Origin of the sequence: Sphingobium sp. B2 (assembly GCF_007693735.1) — a bacterium.
Taxonomy (GTDB): Bacteria; Pseudomonadota; Alphaproteobacteria; order Sphingomonadales; family Sphingomonadaceae; genus Sphingobium; species Sphingobium xenophagum.
On sequence record NZ_VDBZ01000003.1, the window covers coordinates 170928 to 189205 of the forward strand.

Annotated in this window: 17 protein-coding genes; 8 read left to right on the forward strand and 9 right to left on the reverse strand. The window is 60.4% G+C overall.

All coding sequences use genetic code 11. The annotated features are described in order from the left end of the window. Position 1: 1 nt before the first annotated feature. Together FE851_RS19165 and FE851_RS19170 are read left to right on the forward strand one after the other, a co-directional pair. Positions 2 to 841 (forward strand): conjugal transfer protein TraF, encoded by an 840-nt coding sequence (locus FE851_RS19165; RefSeq protein ID WP_145206614.1) that lies wholly within the window; start codon positions 2 to 4, stop codon positions 839 to 841. Then, positions 838 to 1434, forward strand: coding sequence for a hypothetical protein (locus FE851_RS19170; protein WP_145206045.1), 597 nt, complete (start codon positions 838 to 840; stop codon positions 1432 to 1434). Before FE851_RS19165 ends, FE851_RS19170 begins: the two co-directional genes overlap by 4 nt. 32 nt (positions 1435 to 1466) lie before the next feature. Here FE851_RS19170 and FE851_RS19175 read toward each other — a convergent pair whose 3' ends face one another. Next, positions 1467 to 2633 (reverse strand): ATP-binding protein, encoded by a 1167-nt coding sequence (locus FE851_RS19175; RefSeq protein WP_145206048.1) that lies wholly within the window; start codon positions 2631 to 2633, stop codon positions 1467 to 1469. Positions 2634 to 2760: 127 nt separating this feature from the next. On the opposite strand from FE851_RS19175, the gene FE851_RS19180 reads away from it, so the two are divergent. Together FE851_RS19180 and FE851_RS19185 are read left to right on the forward strand one after the other, a co-directional pair. Then, entirely contained in the window at positions 2761 to 4185 is a 1425-nt protein-coding gene (locus tag FE851_RS19180) for a conjugal transfer protein TraH (protein ID WP_145206051.1), read from the forward strand. Between the two features lie 14 nt (positions 4186 to 4199). Continuing rightward, a complete protein-coding gene (locus FE851_RS19185) occupies positions 4200 to 7919 on the forward strand; it encodes a conjugal transfer protein TraG N-terminal domain-containing protein (RefSeq protein WP_145206054.1) in 3720 nt (1239 codons plus the stop codon). Here the strand turns inward: FE851_RS19185 and FE851_RS19190 are convergent. The 6 genes from FE851_RS19190 to FE851_RS19215 all read right to left on the reverse strand — a co-directional run bounded on the left by FE851_RS19190 (position 7903) and on the right by FE851_RS19215 (position 13982). Next, positions 7903 to 8328, reverse strand: a complete 426-nt coding sequence (locus tag FE851_RS19190; protein WP_261371089.1) for a hypothetical protein — start codon at positions 8326 to 8328, stop codon at positions 7903 to 7905. The genes FE851_RS19185 and FE851_RS19190 overlap by 17 nt on opposite strands. Before the next feature lie 278 nt (positions 8329 to 8606). Then, the gene (locus tag FE851_RS19195; protein WP_261371090.1) at positions 8607 to 9494 is read right to left on the reverse strand and encodes an HpcH/HpaI aldolase/citrate lyase family protein; all 888 of its coding nucleotides are present in this window, start codon (positions 9492 to 9494) and stop codon (positions 8607 to 8609) included. Positions 9495 to 9820: 326 nt separating this feature from the next. After that, positions 9821 to 10684, reverse strand: a complete 864-nt coding sequence (locus tag FE851_RS19200) for an acyl-CoA dehydrogenase (RefSeq protein ID WP_145206060.1) — start codon at positions 10682 to 10684, stop codon at positions 9821 to 9823. Further along, positions 10681 to 11793, reverse strand: coding sequence for a CaiB/BaiF CoA transferase family protein (locus tag FE851_RS19205; protein ID WP_145206063.1), 1113 nt, complete (start codon positions 11791 to 11793; stop codon positions 10681 to 10683). Before FE851_RS19205 ends, FE851_RS19200 begins: the two co-directional genes overlap by 4 nt. 5 nt (positions 11794 to 11798) lie before the next feature. After that, positions 11799 to 12959: an acyl-CoA dehydrogenase family protein gene (locus FE851_RS19210; RefSeq protein ID WP_145206066.1), complete on the reverse strand. Its 1161-nt coding sequence runs from the start codon at positions 12957 to 12959 to the stop codon at positions 11799 to 11801. 438 nt (positions 12960 to 13397) lie between these two features. Next, positions 13398 to 13982, reverse strand: coding sequence for an RNA polymerase sigma factor (locus FE851_RS19215; protein WP_261371132.1), 585 nt, complete (start codon positions 13980 to 13982; stop codon positions 13398 to 13400). Positions 13983 to 14260: 278 nt separating this feature from the next. Here FE851_RS19215 and FE851_RS19220 point away from each other — a divergent pair, with 278 nt between their 5' ends. Then, a complete protein-coding gene (locus FE851_RS19220) occupies positions 14261 to 15001 on the forward strand; it encodes a TetR/AcrR family transcriptional regulator (RefSeq protein ID WP_186378918.1) in 741 nt (246 codons plus the stop codon). A gap of 35 nt (positions 15002 to 15036) precedes the next feature. On the opposite strand, the gene FE851_RS19225 is transcribed toward FE851_RS19220, so the two are convergent. Continuing rightward, positions 15037 to 15384, reverse strand: coding sequence for a FecR/PupR family sigma factor regulator (locus tag FE851_RS19225; protein WP_145206075.1), 348 nt, complete (start codon positions 15382 to 15384; stop codon positions 15037 to 15039). Positions 15385 to 15726: 342 nt separating this feature from the next. On the opposite strand from FE851_RS19225, the gene FE851_RS19230 reads away from it, so the two are divergent. From FE851_RS19230 to FE851_RS19240, 3 genes are all read left to right on the forward strand, one after another. Then, on the forward strand, positions 15727 to 16635 hold the full coding sequence (locus FE851_RS19230; protein ID WP_145206078.1) for an NAD(P)-dependent oxidoreductase: 909 nt from the start codon (positions 15727 to 15729) through the stop codon (positions 16633 to 16635). Next, complete coding sequence (locus FE851_RS19235) at positions 16632 to 17009, forward strand: carboxymuconolactone decarboxylase family protein (protein ID WP_145206080.1); 378 nt, start codon at positions 16632 to 16634, stop codon at positions 17007 to 17009. Before FE851_RS19230 ends, FE851_RS19235 begins: the two co-directional genes overlap by 4 nt. 217 nt (positions 17010 to 17226) lie before the next feature. Then, positions 17227 to 17469, forward strand: a complete 243-nt coding sequence (locus FE851_RS19240; RefSeq protein WP_145206616.1) for a hypothetical protein — start codon at positions 17227 to 17229, stop codon at positions 17467 to 17469. 468 nt (positions 17470 to 17937) lie between these two features. Here FE851_RS19240 and FE851_RS26300 read toward each other — a convergent pair whose 3' ends face one another. Next, positions 17938 to 18084 (reverse strand): hypothetical protein, encoded by a 147-nt coding sequence (locus tag FE851_RS26300; protein WP_186378919.1) that lies wholly within the window; start codon positions 18082 to 18084, stop codon positions 17938 to 17940. Between the last annotated feature and the right edge of the window lie 194 nt (positions 18085 to 18278).

Genomic DNA, 18278 nt, shown 5'->3' on the forward strand with positions numbered 1-18278 from the left:
CATGCTCGCCCTGCTGGCCGTGGCTGGCCTGCTGCTCTCGCGAGCCGCTCGCGCGGAGGACACTAACCGCCAAGGCTACTGGTGGTACCGCCCGAAGGCCGATCCCGCCGAGATGCCGACCAATGATGTGCCACCAGCGCCGGTCATTCCGCCCATGGCCGAACTCGCCCGTTGGAGCCCGCCGCGGATCGCCAAACTGATCACCGACCAACGCGATTACGCCGCAACGGTCCTTACCGTCGAGGCAGTGTCCGATTTCTGGCGGCTGGAAGATTTTGCGCGGCGCAAGGCCCGCGCCTTTGCGGGCGTCACCCAGTTGGCGATGCTCGCCCATCCCGAACTGAGCGCCAAGTCCGCCAACCCCATGATTGGCGACGCGCGCGATGCGCTCGGCGCGCAGAAGGACGCAGTGCGCCGCGCCTACCTTCGCTCGCGCAGCCCGGAATTCGCGCTCGTCATGTTCTCGCGCACCTCCTGCGGCTATTGCCGGGTGCAGTGGCCGATCCTCCAGCGCTTCCAGGAAGAAACGGGCTGGCAGATCATTCGCGAGGACCTTGATCGGCGGCCCGAGCTCGGCGCCCGCTTCGGGGTCGAGGTGACGCCGACCACCATGGTCATCCGCCGCAATTCCGCGCAACGCCTGGTCATCGCCAATGGTGTCGAGGCATTCCCCACGCTCATCCAGACCGCCTACCAGGCGGTGAAACTGCTATCCGGTGACATCAGGCCCGAACAATTTCTGACCGGCGCGGGCGAGGAGAATGGATTTTTCGACGCGCTTGCCAATGGTCCGGTCGCGGCTGTCGATCCCATGGCAAACGCAGGCGGTGTACGCCCATGAAAGCCCTCCATCTTCGAGTATCGATCGCGCTGCTCGGCGCGCTGCCGGTCCCGATCAATGCGCAGGCGGAACAACACGCGCCTGACCGGACCCAGGCGGCCCGCGCCGCTATCCATCCGGTGTCCGGTGCCGGCGAAATGCAGAGCTGGCTCGCCCGCGTTCCTCGAACGGTCGATTATCCGCCGGATTTCGAGGCAGCTTTGACGGGCCAGGGGTCCGCGTTCGTCATCGAAATGAGCACCGCACCCGGCTGCCTCCCCTGTGGCGATCTCTGGACGAAACTCCTCGCCCTCAAGACTCGCTATGGGTTAACGGTTCGCCCGATCGGCAGGGAGGAGGCGATGCTTCGTTCGGGGCGTCTCGGTCTCCCCTGGATCGGACATCCCGTCGCCTGGCTTCGTCCCGTATCAGACGAGGCGCGCATTCTGCCGATCGCGATCGGGACGGACCATGCGGCCAATCTCGCGCGCAATATCTATCTTGGGATCAAGATGCAGACCGGTGTGCGGGCGGCCGTTGGCGTGCGCGCGATGGCCAAATTCACCGGTATCGTCGCGAGCGGGGCCGGTCAGAAGGGCGAGAAGAGGCGATGACCCTGCCCCTCATCTCCGATGCTGGCCTGCAATCAGTGCAGGGAGAGCAGCCACCGGCCTGCCTCGGTCACAGCGCAAACCTCGATATTCTCTGCGAGCCTGTAGCTTTCCTCGCCTGGATAGATGACGATCCGCCGCGCCGGATCCAGATCTGCGCAAGCGTGATGGAACCCCCGCTCGACCTTGGGCGAAAGACTGCGCTTGATCTCGAACGCCCACACACCGTGGCCGGGGATGGTGAGAAGAAGATCGATCTCGGCGCCGGCCGATGTTCTGTAGAAATGCGCCTGCGTTCCCTCGGGGGCCGCCGATATCAGCGTTTCGATTGCAAATCCCTCCCAGCTTGCGCCGGCGACGGGATGCCCCAGCACATCTTCGCGGGACCCCAGACCCAGCAATGTGTGAACGACGCCGCTGTCGCGCACGTAGACTCGCGGGGATTTGACGAGGCGCTTGCCGCTGTTGCTGTGCCAAGGTTCCAGACGGCGGACGAGAAGCAGGTCGACCAGCAGATCGAGATAGGAGGCGATGGTCTTGGAATCGACCCCGAGACTTCGGCCCAGGTCCGAAGCGTTCAGCAGGCTCGATTGACGATGGGCAAGCATCGTCCAGAAACGTCGAAGCGTCTCTGCGGGAATACGCGGACCCAGCATGGGAATGTCACGTTCGAGGTAGGTCCGGATGAAGTCCTGCCGCCAGCGCCGGCTCGCGGCATCGCTGGTGGCGAGAAAGCTGTCGGGAAAGCCACCGCGAATCCACAGCCGCTCGGCATCCCCGCCCCCCACCTCAAGGGCATCGAGCGGACGCATTTCGAGATAGGCGATACGTCCCGCAAGACTTTCGCCCGACTGGGCCAGCAACTCCATCGAAGCCGAGCCCAGCAACAGGAACCGGCCTGTCCGCAATCCCTTCCGACGCCCCCGATCGATGAGCCCGCGCAGAAGCTGGAAGATGTCCGGAAGCCGATGCACCTCGTCGAGTATGACGAGCTTGCCTTCATGGTTTTCAAGATAGAGTTCGGGATCGGTAAGCTTCGCGCGATCCCTATCCGATTCGAGATCGAGATAGATGGAGGGCCGGTCATCGGCCAGTTCCTGCGCAAGCGTCGTCTTGCCGACCTGGCGCGGCCCAAGCAGGGCCACCGCTGGGCTCTCATCCAGCCGGGCAATCAGCTCGTTTCTGATACGGCGTTCAATCATCCATGCATATTCGTATCACTATTCCGAATTTGCAAGGATAAATTCCTGAACTATCCATCTCCGACAACGAGGGGCGTGTGCATGGCGGGCCGGCTTCTCCTGTCCTTTCTTTACCAGGAAAACCGCCATGCGCCTCTTCATATCTAGCCCGGCCTTATACGTAATCGCCCTTCTCTCGACCTGCGGCCTCACCGCCGCGCCGGCCCATGCGCAAAGCTGGGCCGAACATTGGTTCGACAATGTGACCTATACCAGCCCCGGCAGTTTCGAGGACCAGACCCGCGGCTATGTGACCGCCGGCGGCATGTCGGGCCGGATCGATGTCCATAGCGACTATCTCATGTCGCTCACCATGCCCAAGGTGAAGGCGGGCTGCGGAGGCATCGACATGTTTCTGGGCGGCATGTCCTTCCTCGACCCCGATTATCTCGTCCAGAAGCTCGAAAGCATCCTCCAGGCCGCGCCCGCCGTCGCCTTTCAATATCTGCTCGAGACGCTCGACGAGAAGATGGGCAACATCATTTCAAAGATGGAGGCGGCCACCAATTTTTTGAATTCCATCCAGGTGAATGACTGCCGTCTTGCCAATCGCATGGTCCAGATCGCCAGGGGCGACGACAATATGTCAGGGATCATCGAGGAAATGACCGGCTACAAGTCGGTCAGGCAAGGCTACGCCAAAAGCTATCAGCAGAGCCGTGAGAAGATCCAGGCAAACGGGAATAGCCCAACCGAAGATCTGAAGGATGCGCTGGCCAATTGCCCTGCCGAAGTCACCGACATCTTCCGCACCGGATCACTTCTCTCCCATGCCGCGTCCCGCGTCGGTGCCGCCAACTGGGCGGGCGTCATGCGTGCGCGGGTGGGCGACGTCTATATGCGCTGGGATGCGATCGACAAGGTCCCGCTCTTCTCGGCCATCCCCGCCTGCACGGGCCAAGATACCGAGTCCTCGGACGATTTCCTGAGCGGTCGGGTGATGCGCCGCGCGCTCAATATGCCGGCCACCGCCGCCGATTGCACTCAGGACGGGACCAAGGGCGCGCTGGCACTCACCCGTGAGCGCATGACCTCGATCGCCGGGAAGATCAGGACACGCGCTGCGCTGACGGCCGAGGAGCGACAGTTTGTCGCCAATGTGCGGACCCTGCCGGTCTACCGGATGCTTGAATGGGGTGTGCGCCAGGATGTGGTCGACTCGGTGATCAGCGATACCGACGAGTTGGTCGCCTTGACGCTCGCCTATCAGATGCTGAACGACCTCACCCGCAGCATCGATTTTGCCATCTCCAATGCCGAGCGCGGGACCAGCGCGGCGGGCGCCGCCGATGGAGCCAGCGCCAATATCTGCCAGACCCGCATCCTCACCAAGGGCATCGAGCAACTGCGCGACCTGCGCGAAGAAGTGCTGCGCCAGCGAGCGCAGATGCGGCAATCCTATATTGCCGCGCTCTCTCAGGCGAACCTCTCGACAGGCTATGCCGGCCTTATCCGCCAGCGCGACCGGGATGCACGCGACGCCGCCGGCACCGCCGCCAGCCGCAACCGCTGAGTTGGGGACGATTAATGCAACGCCTTGCCCGCACCCTCACCAGCCTGACGGCGATCTCGATTACCTCCCCCGCCCTGGCGCTGGAGACGAGCTTCCACACCTATGACGGCTTTGCCGAAACGGTAGATGCTTTCCGCCTCGTCTCGATGATCTTCGCCGATCCGCGCTACGAGACGCTGGTGCTTATCGTCGCGGTCGTGGGCCTCGCGCTGGGCGCCGTGCTCGCCATGATCCGCGGCAACGGCATGGGTCTGGTTGCCTTTGGGCTCCAGATGCTGGTCGGCATCGGCCTGTTCGTCGGTCTGGTCGCGACCACCGGCACCGTCCATGTCTATGACCGGGTGCGCAACGCCTATCAGCCGGTGGGCGATGTTCCGAACCTGATCGTCCTGGTGGCGGGCGTCACCAACATGATGGAGCGGGCGCTCGCCGAGACGATCGACGACAATACGCTCGACCCCCACGCCAAGCTCGAGTTCGGTGCGGGCGGCCATGCCTTCGACCTGTTCCTCAATGCGGTGAGCCCGCGCGGTCCCATGACCGACGCCTTTCTCGATGCGACGATCAAGGATTATGTCCGCCAATGCTATCCGGTCGCCCGGGTCTCGCCCGCATACGGGATCGACGACGACCAGTTGTTCCGCACCAGCACCGACCTCCCCGCCTCTTTCGCGGCGATGGCGGGGCCGGCGACATTCAGCACGGTCTTCACCGCTGCCGACAAAGGCGGGACGACGGTCAGCTGTAACGAGGCCTGGGAGAATATCGCCGACCGGCTCTCTGACCCTGCCGTGTTCGAGGATTACTCCGCCCAGGTTTGCCAGCGTACAGGCTATGATGTCGCCAAGGCCGACCAGCTCGCGCGCTGCCGCAGCAATCTCGCCGAGATGGGCGACATGATGCTGGGCACGCCGCTCACTGCCCAGGCCTTCCTCACCGATGTGCTGCTGGGAACCAGTGTCGGCGATGTGTTGTTCGAGGACAGTCCGGCGACGGCCTCGCGGGTGATGGCCAACCGGGCCATTGTCGCAGGCGGCCTGGCGACCATGTCGACCGCCAATGAATGGATGCCAACGATCCGCGCAATGGTGTTCGGGATCATGCTGTTCATGATGCCGATCGCCCTCCTGTTCATCCTCACCCCCATCAACCTTCGGGTCGCGAGCTTCGCGCTGGGGCTCTTCGTGTTCATGGCGCTCTGGGGCGTGATCGACGCTGGCATCTATCAGCTGACCCTAGGCCGCGCGATGGCGGTGCTGGCTGAGTTGCGCTCCAATCATGTGGCGGCTACGACGTGGATGCTTGCCCCCTCCTCGGCGATGAAGGCGCTCGCTATCTTCGGGAGCTTCCGCACGGCAGCGGCGGGCCTGGCCGGCGCCTTTGTGTTCACCGTGTTCCGCTTTTCCGGCAATGTCTTCTCCTCCTTCACCAGCGGGTCGCTGGGCGTTCAGGCGCAGGGCTCGGCGGCAGCGGCCACCGTATCGACGTCCGAAGGCTTCGCCTCGGCGCTTGAGGCCCAGGCATCGGCCATGGGCACGGGCGCCCGCCGATCGGCCACTTCTGGTTTTGGCGATTTCGGAGAGCGCTCGACCTTCGGAACCAACCGCAGCTTTGGCGCAGCAGGCACAGTCGACGCCGCCCATGGCGGCGGGGTGCCCGGCAGTGCGGCCATGGGTCTGGGTTCGATCGATGCCACCCGCGAACTGGGCGGCCTCGCGCCCGCGCTGCACGTGCGCGATCTCAACGATCCGGCCACGGCCAGCGCCGTGCGCGCGGCGGCGGCGACTGGCGCGATCCATAATTTTGCCGAAAAGGACGCGCTGCGTAACCTTGGCACCAGCTATTTCGGGAAGGGTGAGGCAGGCGAGAAGGCGTTTGGCGCCTTCACCCAGGGTCTGGTCCAGTGGCGGGCCTTTGGCGACACCCGTGCCTATGGCATGATGATGCAGGCGGCAACGCGGCATTTTGAACGCGCCGGTTATGGAACCCAGGATGCCGAACTCAAGGCGAGCGGCGTCGTGGCCGAGGCCAGCGCCGATCCGACGTTCGCGAAACTGATCGCCCATAGCTTCACTCAAGAGGAGATGCTGCGCAATGACCTGACGGCAGCGCAGGTGCAGGTCGGGGCGATGGAAGGACGGCGCGACTATGCTGGCGACCGGGTCCGCCAAGTGGAACGGGGCAATGTCGCGACTGAGCAGGCACATCGCACTGGCGACAATGAAGGTCAGCGCAACGCTGCCGCGATGCTCGGCCTTCCGGTCGATGAAATGAGCCGCCGCATCGCATTCATCAATGCCCTCTCCGGCGAAGCGCGCTCATCTGCCATCACGCAACTCTCCCGCGCCACTGGCCGCAATGAGGCCCAGGTCACCAAGGCTCTCGAAACCTATCGGGCGGCGACCGATCTGGGTACCGCTGACGGGGCAACGGTCGAAGCAGCGCGGGAAGGCACCAGCGTTTATGGGCGGACCCGGGAAACTGCTGGCTATGATTTTGCCGAGCGCTCGGGCAAGCTCGACGCGCAGCGCGAGGTCGGCCATGACGGCACGCGCAGCGCTGCCCGGATCGGCGAACAGCGGCGCCAGTCGGAGAATTTCGGCTTTGCGCAAGGCGCTGAAGCGGCGGGCATGTCCACGCGCGAAGCCGCCCGTCTCGACAGCTTCATTCGGACGCTTGCCGATGCGAGCGGTAACCAGTTCGACATGGCGGAAGGTGGCGCTGACGGCATTGCCGACCGCGCCCGCAACGCAAGGTTGACCAGCATCGTCGAACGCGAGCGCCTTTCGCGCATGCAGGGCCTGCTGCGCGCCAATGGTATCGAAATGAGCAAGCGCCAGATCGCCATGGATCAGAATGGCGACTTCAGGATGAACCTCACCCCGGCGACGGCCGCACAGATGTGGCAGGCCGGCCTCCTCAACGAGAGCCAGCTCGGCGCGGTCGCCAATGGCGGCCATGCCCGGTTCAGTTTCGCGCACAATGACCTGCTCGTCTCCAGTAGCGCAGGGTTCGAGAAGTCGGCGCGCAATGACACCAGCACGCGGTTCGAGGCCGGCAAGCAGGCCGGTCCCGACACGATCGAGCATTTCATGGGCGGTGGCGCCGAGGGTCGCGCTGCTATGGCGAACTGGCTCAAGGGCGGGTTCGAGATGGATCGCAAGGGCAACTGGCGCCTAAAACCGCAGGTCGCTGACACGCTCCAACGCGACGTGCAGGCGATAATGGCCCAGACAGGCTGGGAGCGCTCGATCGGAAGGGCCGCTCAAGATCAGAATGTTTTTAATATTACTACCCAAGGCGAAATCGCAGGTACGACCATCAGCACAGGCGGCGGAACTCGCAAAGGTAGATCGGGGAGTGGCAGCGGCCGAGTTGGAGGTTCTCTTGCCGTTTCAAGTCAGGAAAGCGGGACCACGAACGAAGCCGCCAGCAGTCAGCTCAGCATCGTAAATTACGATGTCCGGCAAGCTATCGCTAACGCCGAGCAAGCAGCTTCGAAGGCCGGCCAACCCGCAGATGCGTTCACAAATCGCCTTACCTCAGAGATCCTTGGACCCCATGGCCTGAGAAATCGCTATCTTGGAGATGCTGACAGCGCGCGTGGAACCACTGACCTGAACGCCCCCGTCACTTCATTCGAGCAGTCTTCGCTCCTATACAATGGCCGCTTCTCGACCGATTTAGCTAACGGTCCAACAGACGGGGACGGGTCGTTCAAGAAGCGCGATTGATGTAGCCGGGGTTATGGGGGTTCAAAGAGCTGCCGATCCACAGAGCGCCGGACGAGGAATCCAGCGGATCAATCTCTTTCGGCAAGCCTGATGGCCCATACTTCCTGCTCTCCCAGAATGCGTCCTCATCAAATTCACCGTCCTCCTGAGCTGGCAACGACGCCAACCTCTGTCGAAGGAAACCGAACGAGAGAACGAGCGTCACCATCGGCGGGAAGAACAAGATGTTCAGAAATCCACCGGCAGCCGAATGATAAACTTCAGCCAGAGCATCAATCTTGACGGATGCGAGCATCCCCAGCAAATAGGCTGGCACTCCGCTCCACCATAGCTTCGCATACCACGGCCGCCACAGCCAATCCCGTAGCCGAGTGGGCGCTTGTCGTTGACGTTGAGTATTTTCCATCATGCTCAAACTCATCACCGCTCATGATTTAAAATTTATCACCTCTTCCAGCTCATCGATAGGGGCAATGCGTTGCTACTCGCCAGCGGCCTGATCAAATTTCAGAACATAAAACCCACGCTCCATATCAACCTCTCCACTCACTCCTCTTTGGAGCGCCCTTACTCGAAATCCCCAAATCTTTGTTTCGGGGCGTTATTGGACAAACTGAAGCATAGATTTCAGTGGGACATATTTATCCATTTCTGTACTCTCGTCGTCTCACCGGGAATAGATCGACACTAGGATTCGGTTTCAATATGAACGAGACGAAGGATGCGCTTGGCGAGTTTGAGGTGAGGCAGGTCCAGCATCTTTCCTTGGACCTGTAACACCCCGGCGTCCGGGTTGCTCTCAAATGCATCTATAATTCGCCGGGCCTCCTCAATTTCGGTCGCCGTCGGACTGAAGCCTTCGTTGATAATCTTCACCTGCGCAGGGTGAATCGCCATCATGGCGGTAAAGCCGTCGCGGCGGGCACGTTCCACATAGCTCGCCAGTCCTTTCAGGTCTCGTATCGCTGGAAATACAGTCTCGATCGCGGGCACGCTGGCAGCATGAGCTGCAAAAAGCACGAGTGCGCGAACGATTCTGTATGGGTCCGTGTAGGACCCGTCCGGCTCACGAGCGCTGCTTGCGCCCATTGCTGCGGGAAGGTCTTCAGCGCCCCATGTCAGGCCTGCTAGATTGCTTCCAACCTCCTCGTACGTGCCAAGGCCGAAAACAGCCGAAGGCGTTTCGCACGCGATCGGCAGTATCGGTATATCAGCACCCTCCAGCAGCGCCTTGAGCCTGCGCACATCTTGCGCGTCTTTCGCTTTGGGTAAGACAACCCCATTGGGGCGAGCAGCCACGACCGCCGCGATGTCATCTGCGATAAAGGGACTGTCCAGCGGATTGACCCGAACGAACGTCGTCACTCCGGGACGCGTGCCAAGCCATTCCGTCACAGCATCCCGTCCCTTCGCCTTGGCGCTCAGGGCGACCGAGTCCTCGAAATCCAGGATAAGTGCATCTGCACCGCTTCCGACCGCTTTCTCAAAGCGATCAGGCCGATCGGCAGGAACGAATAGCAGGGATCGCATAGGCGCTGCTTTCAGTGAACCGCTGTCGAGTTCTGGAGATATCATGATAATTCCATGTTCAGAGAAAGGACTCGAAAGTTCGAAATATTTTTCAGAACCAGAATTTTCAAAATCAATGACAAGTAAATTCCGGCCACCTGAAATATATTCGCGTACTCATGCTTGTTGACCGCGATGACAATTTTTGAACCCTTCATGCTCGCAAGATATTAGGCTGCCCCAGAAATGCCGACGAAGATGTAAACTTCAGCACGACGATCTTGCACCAGTTGGCCTCACCTGAAAGCCGTTCTGCACATAACCTGCGTCGACCACGGATCGGCTCGCGCCAACAGCTTCACGGCCACCAGGACTTTCATACCACTGTTTTTCTAATTTTTCGCGGGACAGGACGCGTCTAGTTCGGCCTCGGCAATCGTGGCCGGCCCAAAGGGGCCGATCGCGCGCAGACGCCGCAGGTCGCCGTCTGCAGACCACCCGCAAAGCACCTCTTCGCCGTCGAAAACCGGCGATACTGCGCGAAAGTTGAACCGGACGACCTTTGCCCTGGGTTCCGTTCGCAACAGATGATCCATCAGTAGTGTCGCCATCAAAGGTCCTTGGACCACCAGTCCAGGATAGCCTTCTTTATCCCGCGCATAGTCGCGGTCATAATGGATGCGGTGACTGTTGAAAGTCAGCGCGGAATAGCGGAACAGCATGATCGGATCTGGCGTGACGCAACGGACGGCGGCATCCTGACCCTCGACCGCTAGGGTGCGCCGGGCGAAGGGCTCTACGGAGGACACGCTCTGGCGATAGACGATGTCCTGCTCTTCCACGATCTGCTCGGCTTGTCCATGCTCGGCGATCTCATGTCGCAGGGTCACGAACAACATTTCGCCAGAACGCCCAGATTTGAAATCGGCAGCAATCACCCTCGACCTCCGGCTGATAGGCGCATCGAGAGCGATGTCGCCCAGAAAGCGGATGCGGCTGCCCGCCCACATCCGACGTGGCAGATCGACATTTGGCAGCAAACCCTCTCCAGAGCGGAGCGGGTGCCCGTCCGGTCCGATCCTGGATTGCCGATCGCCCGGTAGGAAACACAGCCAGTGGCCAAGCGGCGGCAGCACGTGCGGCGCTAAGAAGGACGTTTCATGGTCGAGCAGCGCCGCAAGCCGGGCGATGCGATGCCGGTCGCTGAAATCGTGCACCACCTCTTCCCGGCCGATAAAGGACGACAGGTCGGTCAAGCGAATTCCTTCCGGATCGACGCGCCATGACTGTCAAGCGCAGGCACGTCGCCATACCCCTGCGCTTGTCTGAAGCCGGCGACGGGGGACCCGGGAATATCAGCCGGCCCCGTCGGCGTGCCCACTGTGATGCGTCGCAGCTGGGCATGGGTGGACAACTGGCCAACGTCGTTCACACTGCCGTAGGCAATGGCGGCACTGCGCAGACGTGCGATGAGATCGTCGAGATCGAACTGCGCGAATATGGATGCGATGCGCGCGTCAAGCGGGTTGCGATTGAGCACGCGGAGCGAATTGCGTGCGTAATCGGGATCGCGCCCAATCTCGGGTGCTTCCAGCACTTCGTCGCAGAGACGACGCCATTCGCGCTCGTTCTGGATGGCGATGACGATCCTGCGCTCGTCGCGGCAGGAAAAGGCCCCGTAGGGCGCGATTGACGGATGCCGCAACCCGACCCGCACTGGCGCGGCGTCGCCATAATCATGGTGCAGCAGAGGAACTGCCATCCATTCCGCCAGAGAATCAAACAGGGAAATGGCGATTGACTTTCCAGTCCCGCTTTCCCGCCGGTCGTAGAGGGCCTGAAGAATGCCGGTATAGGCGTTCATCCCGCAGGCAATGTCAGCCACCGACACACCCACCCTTCCGGGCGCTTCTGGCGAACCGGTGATCGACGCCAGACCGGTTTCGCACTGGATAAGCAGATCATAGGCCTTCATGTCCCGACAGGGACCGCTTTCCCCATAGCCGGAAATGTCGCAGGTGATGAGCCGCGGATGCCGGACGCGCAATTCCTCTGACCCGAAACCCGCGCGCGCCGCAGCGCCGGGAGCGAGATTCTGGACAAAAACGTCTGCCTTGGCGAGAATAGATGCAAGCAGCCCTTTATCGGCTGGATTCTTGATATCGATTACGATCGATTCCTTACCGTGATTCAGCCAGACGAAATAGGCGCTCTCCCCATGCACAACTTCGTCGTAACCGCGCGCAAGGTCGCCCTCTGCCCGCTCGACTTTTATGACACGCGCGCCTGCATCGACCAGGCGCTGCGTGCAATAGGGAGCGGCGACCGCCTGTTCGAGCGAAACGACGAGAATATCTTCCAGCATGGCAGTCAAAAGCTCTTGGGCAGGCCGAGCGCGTGGGTCGCGACATGGCTGAGGATCAGGTTCGTGGAAATCGGCGCGACCTGATAGAGCCGGGTCTCACGAAACTTGCGTTCAACGTCATATTCCTCGGCAAAGCCGAAACCACCATGAGTTTGAATGCACGTGTCAGCGGCGAACCAGCTTGCTTCCGATGCCAGCAGCTTGGCAATGTTGGCTTCTGTCCCGCAATCGACATTGGCGTCGAACATGCTAGCAGCTTTATCGACCATCTCAGAGGCGGCCATCACCTGAATATGGGCGCGCGCAATAGGGAACTGGACGCCCTGATTTTGGCCGATGGGCCTGCCGAAGACGTTACGGTCACGCGCGTAGGCAGATGCCCGGTCCACGAAGAAGCGCCCGTCGCCGATGCATTCGGAGGCGATCAGTATCCGTTCCGCGTTCATGCCGGACAGGATGTAGCGAAAGCCTTTGCCCTCCTCACCAATCAGATTTTCCGCCGGCACTTCCAGATCGTCGAAGAAAAGTTCGGTGGTCGCGTGGTTCAGCATCGTACGGATCGGCTGTATGGTCAGTCCGCGGCCGACCGCCTCGCGCATATCGACCAGCAGGACGCTCAATCCGTCCGACGGCTTTGCGCACTCTTCTCGCGGCGTTGTGCGGACCAGCAGTACCATCAGGTCGGAATGCTCAGCGCGGCTGATCCAGATTTTCTGACCGTTGATGACATATTTGTCGCCGACGCGTTCTGCAAAGGTGCGAATGCGCGTGGTGTCCGTGCCCGCCGAGGGCTCCGTCACGCCAAAGGCCTGCAGCCGCAGTTCACCCGATGCTACTTTGGGCAGATAGGTTTCCTTCTGTTCCTTTGACCCGTGCTTGAGCACCGTGCCCATCGTATACATCTGGGCATGACATGCGCCGCCATTGCACCCCGACCGGTGAATTTCCTCCAGCACCGCCGTCGCCGCCTGGAGGCCAAGGCCGGATCCGCCATATTCCTCGGGTATAAGGACCGAAAGGAAGCCGCCCTCAGTCAAGGCATTCACGAAGTCTTTGGGATAGGCGCGGTCTTGGTCCAGTCCCTGCCAATATTCTCCGGGGAAATGAGAACAAAGGCGGCGGACCGCCTCACGAATGTCGGCGTAGGATTCTTGACGAGCGCTCATAAACGGTCTCTCTGTTGCATCGTTTCCATGACAGACGCCGAGGCCGACTCCTCGCCTGTAAAAAAAATTTATCAGTTATGCCGATGAGGCATGGTTGGCTCTTCAGCGAAATCGCGCGGTAAATAGGTTTCCGGCAGACAAATGCGCTATTTCAAGGAGGTTGTGTGAGACGGCGATTATCGGTCGCCGACGCGAATGGGGGTATTGGCCATCTGAGCGGTCATGATTGCAGATCGCCAATCGCATCGTGCGAAGCATCACTCTTATCACTGAAAGATATTGCCTCGCATCTGATGTCGCCTCCACGCAGCGTTAGGCTAAGGTTGCGACCTTATTGGCCAGTTCGCCCCTACGCGTCAGCCGATGGCGAAGAAGCCACCAAGATCCGGGGAAGGGAGCGTCGAGATGGCCGGCGAGAGCCGCGTGCGATCAAATGACCTAACTGCACGTCGGGGAAAGCGGTGCGGATTGGCGCTTGTGAGTGGGGCCGACCTCATATCCGCGGTCGGCGAGATATTTCTGGCACCGGATCAACCCGGCCGCGATATGCTTTTCCACTGTGCTGACCGAGATTCCGACTTCGGCCGCGATTTCCTTATGGGAATAGCCTTCGATCTTGCGACGGACGAACACGCGCCGACATTGCGATGGAAGCTGGTCGATCGCCTGCGCCAGCAACTCGAACTTGCGATGACTATCCAAGCGATCCTCCCCAGACACTTCGCTGTCACTGCCGGCGCCGAGGCTATCGAGTTCCTCCGCATCCCCCACGAACGTGGTCGTCGTATTCCACATGCGGCTACGCTCATTGATGGCGAGGTTTTTCGCGATGCGGAACAGGAACGCCTTAGGCATCAGGATAGCCTGAGTGGCGGATGCGGAATAAGCGCGGATAAACGCTTCATGCGCAATGTCCTCTACGTCCGACTCAGTGGGCAAAATCCGGCTTAGGAACCGCTTGAGAGCGGTTTCATGGTCCAGAAATGCAGCCAGGGTGGGCGTCATTCCTATAGCGTTCAGCATCTGCAACTCCTGGTTTCTGCTGACAGAAATTCTTCTTTTTCAAGCCGTAACGAAGCGTTGGAACCCACCGCGCCTCTTGCCCGCGAAGCCGTTTCGCAGCCCTCGACCAGTGACAAAAACTTTACATGCCGTCTGCCCGGACCGTAACTTGGTTCGTTGCCGTTCGTCAAGATTGCATCAAGGCCATGGGCAGATTATTCGACAGGCCGTTGATGTCGCAGGGCGCTGCAGAACGTCCTCGCCTAGTCGTCCGCCCTTGTCGGCCTTCGGATGCGGATTTGCGTTCGAAGCTGGAGGTAGTTCGTTTGCAATTGACATCGGGAATCTTTAGACGAAGAAACCCTTTCGATCTGAACAATGGCCGCTCGACGGGGGGCGACTGGTGGCAAGTTTTCGCTATGGAGTATTCGCCGGTGCCGCAAAAGAAACTGAGACGCGCTCAGGGTGAGCGCAGCGAGTTGATGCGGAAAACGCTGCTCGACGCTGCGGTGGCCGTATTGAAGACGCGCGGACTGGCTGGGTTTCGTACGGCAGAGGTGGTAGAGATCGCGGGTGTGTCGAAGGGAGCGCTGCTGCACCATTTCCCTACAAAGGTGGACCTGGTAGCAGGAGCGTTCGAGTGGCTGAGAGAAGGCACCGACGTCAGTGCGCAGCATTTCCAGCGGCGGGAAACGCTGGAGGAAACCGTACAGGACGTGATTGCTGAAAGCCGCGCTTTCTTTTTCGGCGCATCCTTTCCCGCAACGCTCGACGTCGCCGTCACATCGGCCCGAACACCGGAGTTGCGCGATACGATATTCCACTCCGTTCGTGGTCTACGGCAACATACCGAAGAACGGTGGGCGGAACGGCTCATGGAATATGGCATGTCCCGAACGAAGGCGGAGGATCTGGTGTTGCTCATCAACACCGTGTTTCGCGGTGTCGCGGTCCGCTCCTTATGGGAAAAGGATAAAGATTTGCTCGAACGCCCGACCGCGATATTGGCGGAAATGATCGACTGCTATCTCAAACAGTGAAGGATGTCGTCGGGCCGACGGACGGCAGGACCGCGCTATGGGCGGCGGCGCAACAGGTCCAACTGGGCGAAAAGATCGGACATCGCATCGGCCGCTTGGCGATGCTCTTCATTGGCTTCATACCAAGCTCTGAAAGCCTCCCGATCACTCTCTGACACATGATCGCTGTCGAGACGCGCGATCCACGCCGCTGCCTCCGTTTCTGCGACCGTGGGCGACGACAGGCGCTTTCCGGAAATTCCGGTCGCTTTCCTCGACGCTGAAGGAGCGGCTGATGCCGCGTGCAACCCTGGCCGAAATGGCTGGCTTTGGCGAAAGGTTTTTCTCTCCATTGAAGCCAGCCACCACCCTTTTTGCAGACCATCCGCGCCGCCGACGACCATATGCACCACGCGCCTGTCAGATTAGACATCCTGACTCGCCCGATCCGCCAGATAGCAGCCGAATTGCTCCGCGCCAACATGGTTGACCCTGCCGCAAGTAGAGGTTTTCCGCTTTTTACCGGTCCTAAGGGCGAACGCGGGATATGGGTTCGGTTTCTGGCAAAACGCCTGCTCCGCCCTCCCCCGCGACACAGAAAATGCTTTGAAAGACCGTAAGCATGCGACCTGTCTCTTATACACATCTAGATGTGTATAAGAGACAGGGATATGGGTTCGGTTTCTGGCAAAACGCCTGCTCCGCCCTCCCCCGCGACACAGAAAATGATTTGAAAGACCGTAAGCATGCGACTGGGTTTTGTAGGACTGGGGAATATGGGTCGACCCATGGCCAGGCGCCTGATTGGCGCGGGACATGACGTGGTGGTTTTCGACGTCAACCCGAGGGCGCTGGACGCGCTAGTCGCAGAGGGCGCGGCGACGGCCAATTCGCTGGAAGAGCTCGCCACGCAAGTCGAGATAGCTTGCATCAGTCTGCCGACGCCCGACATCGTGGAACAGGCGCTGCTGGGCGCAGGCGGTCTGGGTGCCGGCAAGGTGCGAATCATCGTCGACTTTTCGACCACCGGTCCTTCCGTGGCGCAGCGCGTGGCAGCGCAGTTGACGGAAAGGGGCGTTAAGCTGATTGACGCGCCTGTCAGCGGCGGCACGACCGGCGCCGAAGCGGGTACGCTGGCGATCATGCTGTCCGGTGACGAGGCCGCCTGTCGTGAAGTTCGCCCGGCGCTGGACGCTGTGGGCAAGAACCATTTCTATCTGGGGGCCAAGCCGGGTGCGGCCCATTTGATGAAACTGATCAACAACACAATCATGGCGACCACGACGATGGCCTCGTTCGAAGGGCTGGTGCTGGGAGCAAAGGCGGGGCTGGACGCGCAGACGATGCTGGATGTCATCAAGGTGTCGAGCGGTCAATCCTTCGCGATCTCGAACAAGATCCAGCAGTGCGTCGTCGATCGCAGCTTTCCGCATCGTTTCGCGACAGCGCTCCTGGATAAGGATGTGCGCCTTTGCTTGAGTGAGGGCGAGCGGCTCGGGGTAACGATGCCCGTCAGCCAGCAGGCCCGCCAGTTCATCGCCTTTGGCCTGTCTCAGGGCTATGCCGATCTCGATTTCGGCCATCTCATCAAAATTCTCGAAGGCTGGGCCGGCGCGCAGTTTGGCACAGAAAAGCAACAGGAGCAGACAATATGACGAGCCATGTGGAAAAAGGCCGCGCAATCCAGCATCGCACATTGGGCGACGATTATTGGGACCGTCGCATCGCCAGCACCAACGATTTCAATCGTGCCTTTCGCGATATGACCGACGAAATGTGCTTCAACCGGGCATGGGCCGACGGTCCGCTGGAACCGAAGATCTGCAGCTTGCTCGTCACGTCGCTGCTGGCATGCATGGGTCGCGTGCCGGAACTGAAAACGCATCTTGGCGGCGCGGTGAACAATGGTTGTTCCGCCGACGAAATCCGTCAGGCGATGACGATCGTGGGCGCCTATGCCGGCATTCCGGCCGGCGTCGAGGGCATCCGTTCAGCCGAGATGGTGCTGAAGGAACGCGGTCTGATCTGAAGCGGCCGAGTCTCGCAAGCGCAACACAACAGATGATTTGGACGAAACCCGCTTCCATGGAGCCGAGTTTTGTTTTTGCACTGGCTCGCGAGATGCCCTTCTCGGCTCGAATAGCGGACACAGAGACTTTTCCCTGGTGGAATGTCATATTTGCGGCAACGATAAACGGGCGCGGGTGGTTTCCGCTTGGCAGCCATTGAATTTTCGGAGATTCGTCATGCATGGATTGGGCGGCGATGCCTGTCCGTTCGAATTCAATTTCGATCCGGCCAGCTTTAAGGTCGGCGACATGGTCAGTTACCGCGTCACCGGCAGTTTTAAAGGAATCGCCTTCATGGGCGTGCTACTAGAGGTTCATGAGGATCATGTCGTCCTCACCTCCGATCCTGACGACAAGGAAAGCCGTATGCGCGCAACGCGGGAGAGCCGACCGGTCGTAAGGGAAGAGGACGTCTGCTGAGGCGGAAACGCGTCTTGAACCGAGCTGGCGCTGGCAAGCACGCCGATCATTTGGTCCTGACCACGACGGCCACCTCGGCCAATCGCGCTAACATTCCAGACAGTCGGCACTTCGCGCGCAGCGATCTGTCCCGGATCTACCATATGCCTGGGCGTCTGGCTTTATCTTAAGCAGCGGAATGCAGCGCAGGCATTCCCCGATTCAGATCCGAAGCTCACGCCGCGCGAGATGCTGACCCAGTCACAGAAGTGCGTCACTGCCGAAGCAGGAATGACGCTTCAGCGCGCGGCTGCTCGCCGTCTCGCGCACGCCCTTGAAGACTCCGGATCGAAATTGCCAGCAATCGTATGGCGCGTAACGAAGTCGACCGCCCTGATCTTCGAACCGCGAATTTCATAATTCCTGGTCGCCATGCGGCTCGCTTTACAACGGCAAGCAGGCGCAGCAGTTCATCAATTGCCCCGGGGATCAGGTCAGAATTGCAGAGCAGCTTCTCTGCAATTCCCTATCCAGCGCCAGACGACGGAAACTCAGCGACGACCTCGGCGATAAGGTCCCCAGTCCCGCGAGAAACATCAACAACATGGCGATGACCTCATCGTCGTTCAGCAGCATCGATCTCGCCATGGACGATGGTGCTTGCCAACTTGTCGCTCGGATTTTGGCAACCCTCTTCGACTGTACCGCGCATATAATCCGCCGCATGTCGAGCACCCCAGTAAAGCCGGTCGATATCGCGCCTGTCGGCCAGAACGGCATATTTCCATGTCAGAAATCTTTGACGCGATATTTCGTGACGCCCACCAGGT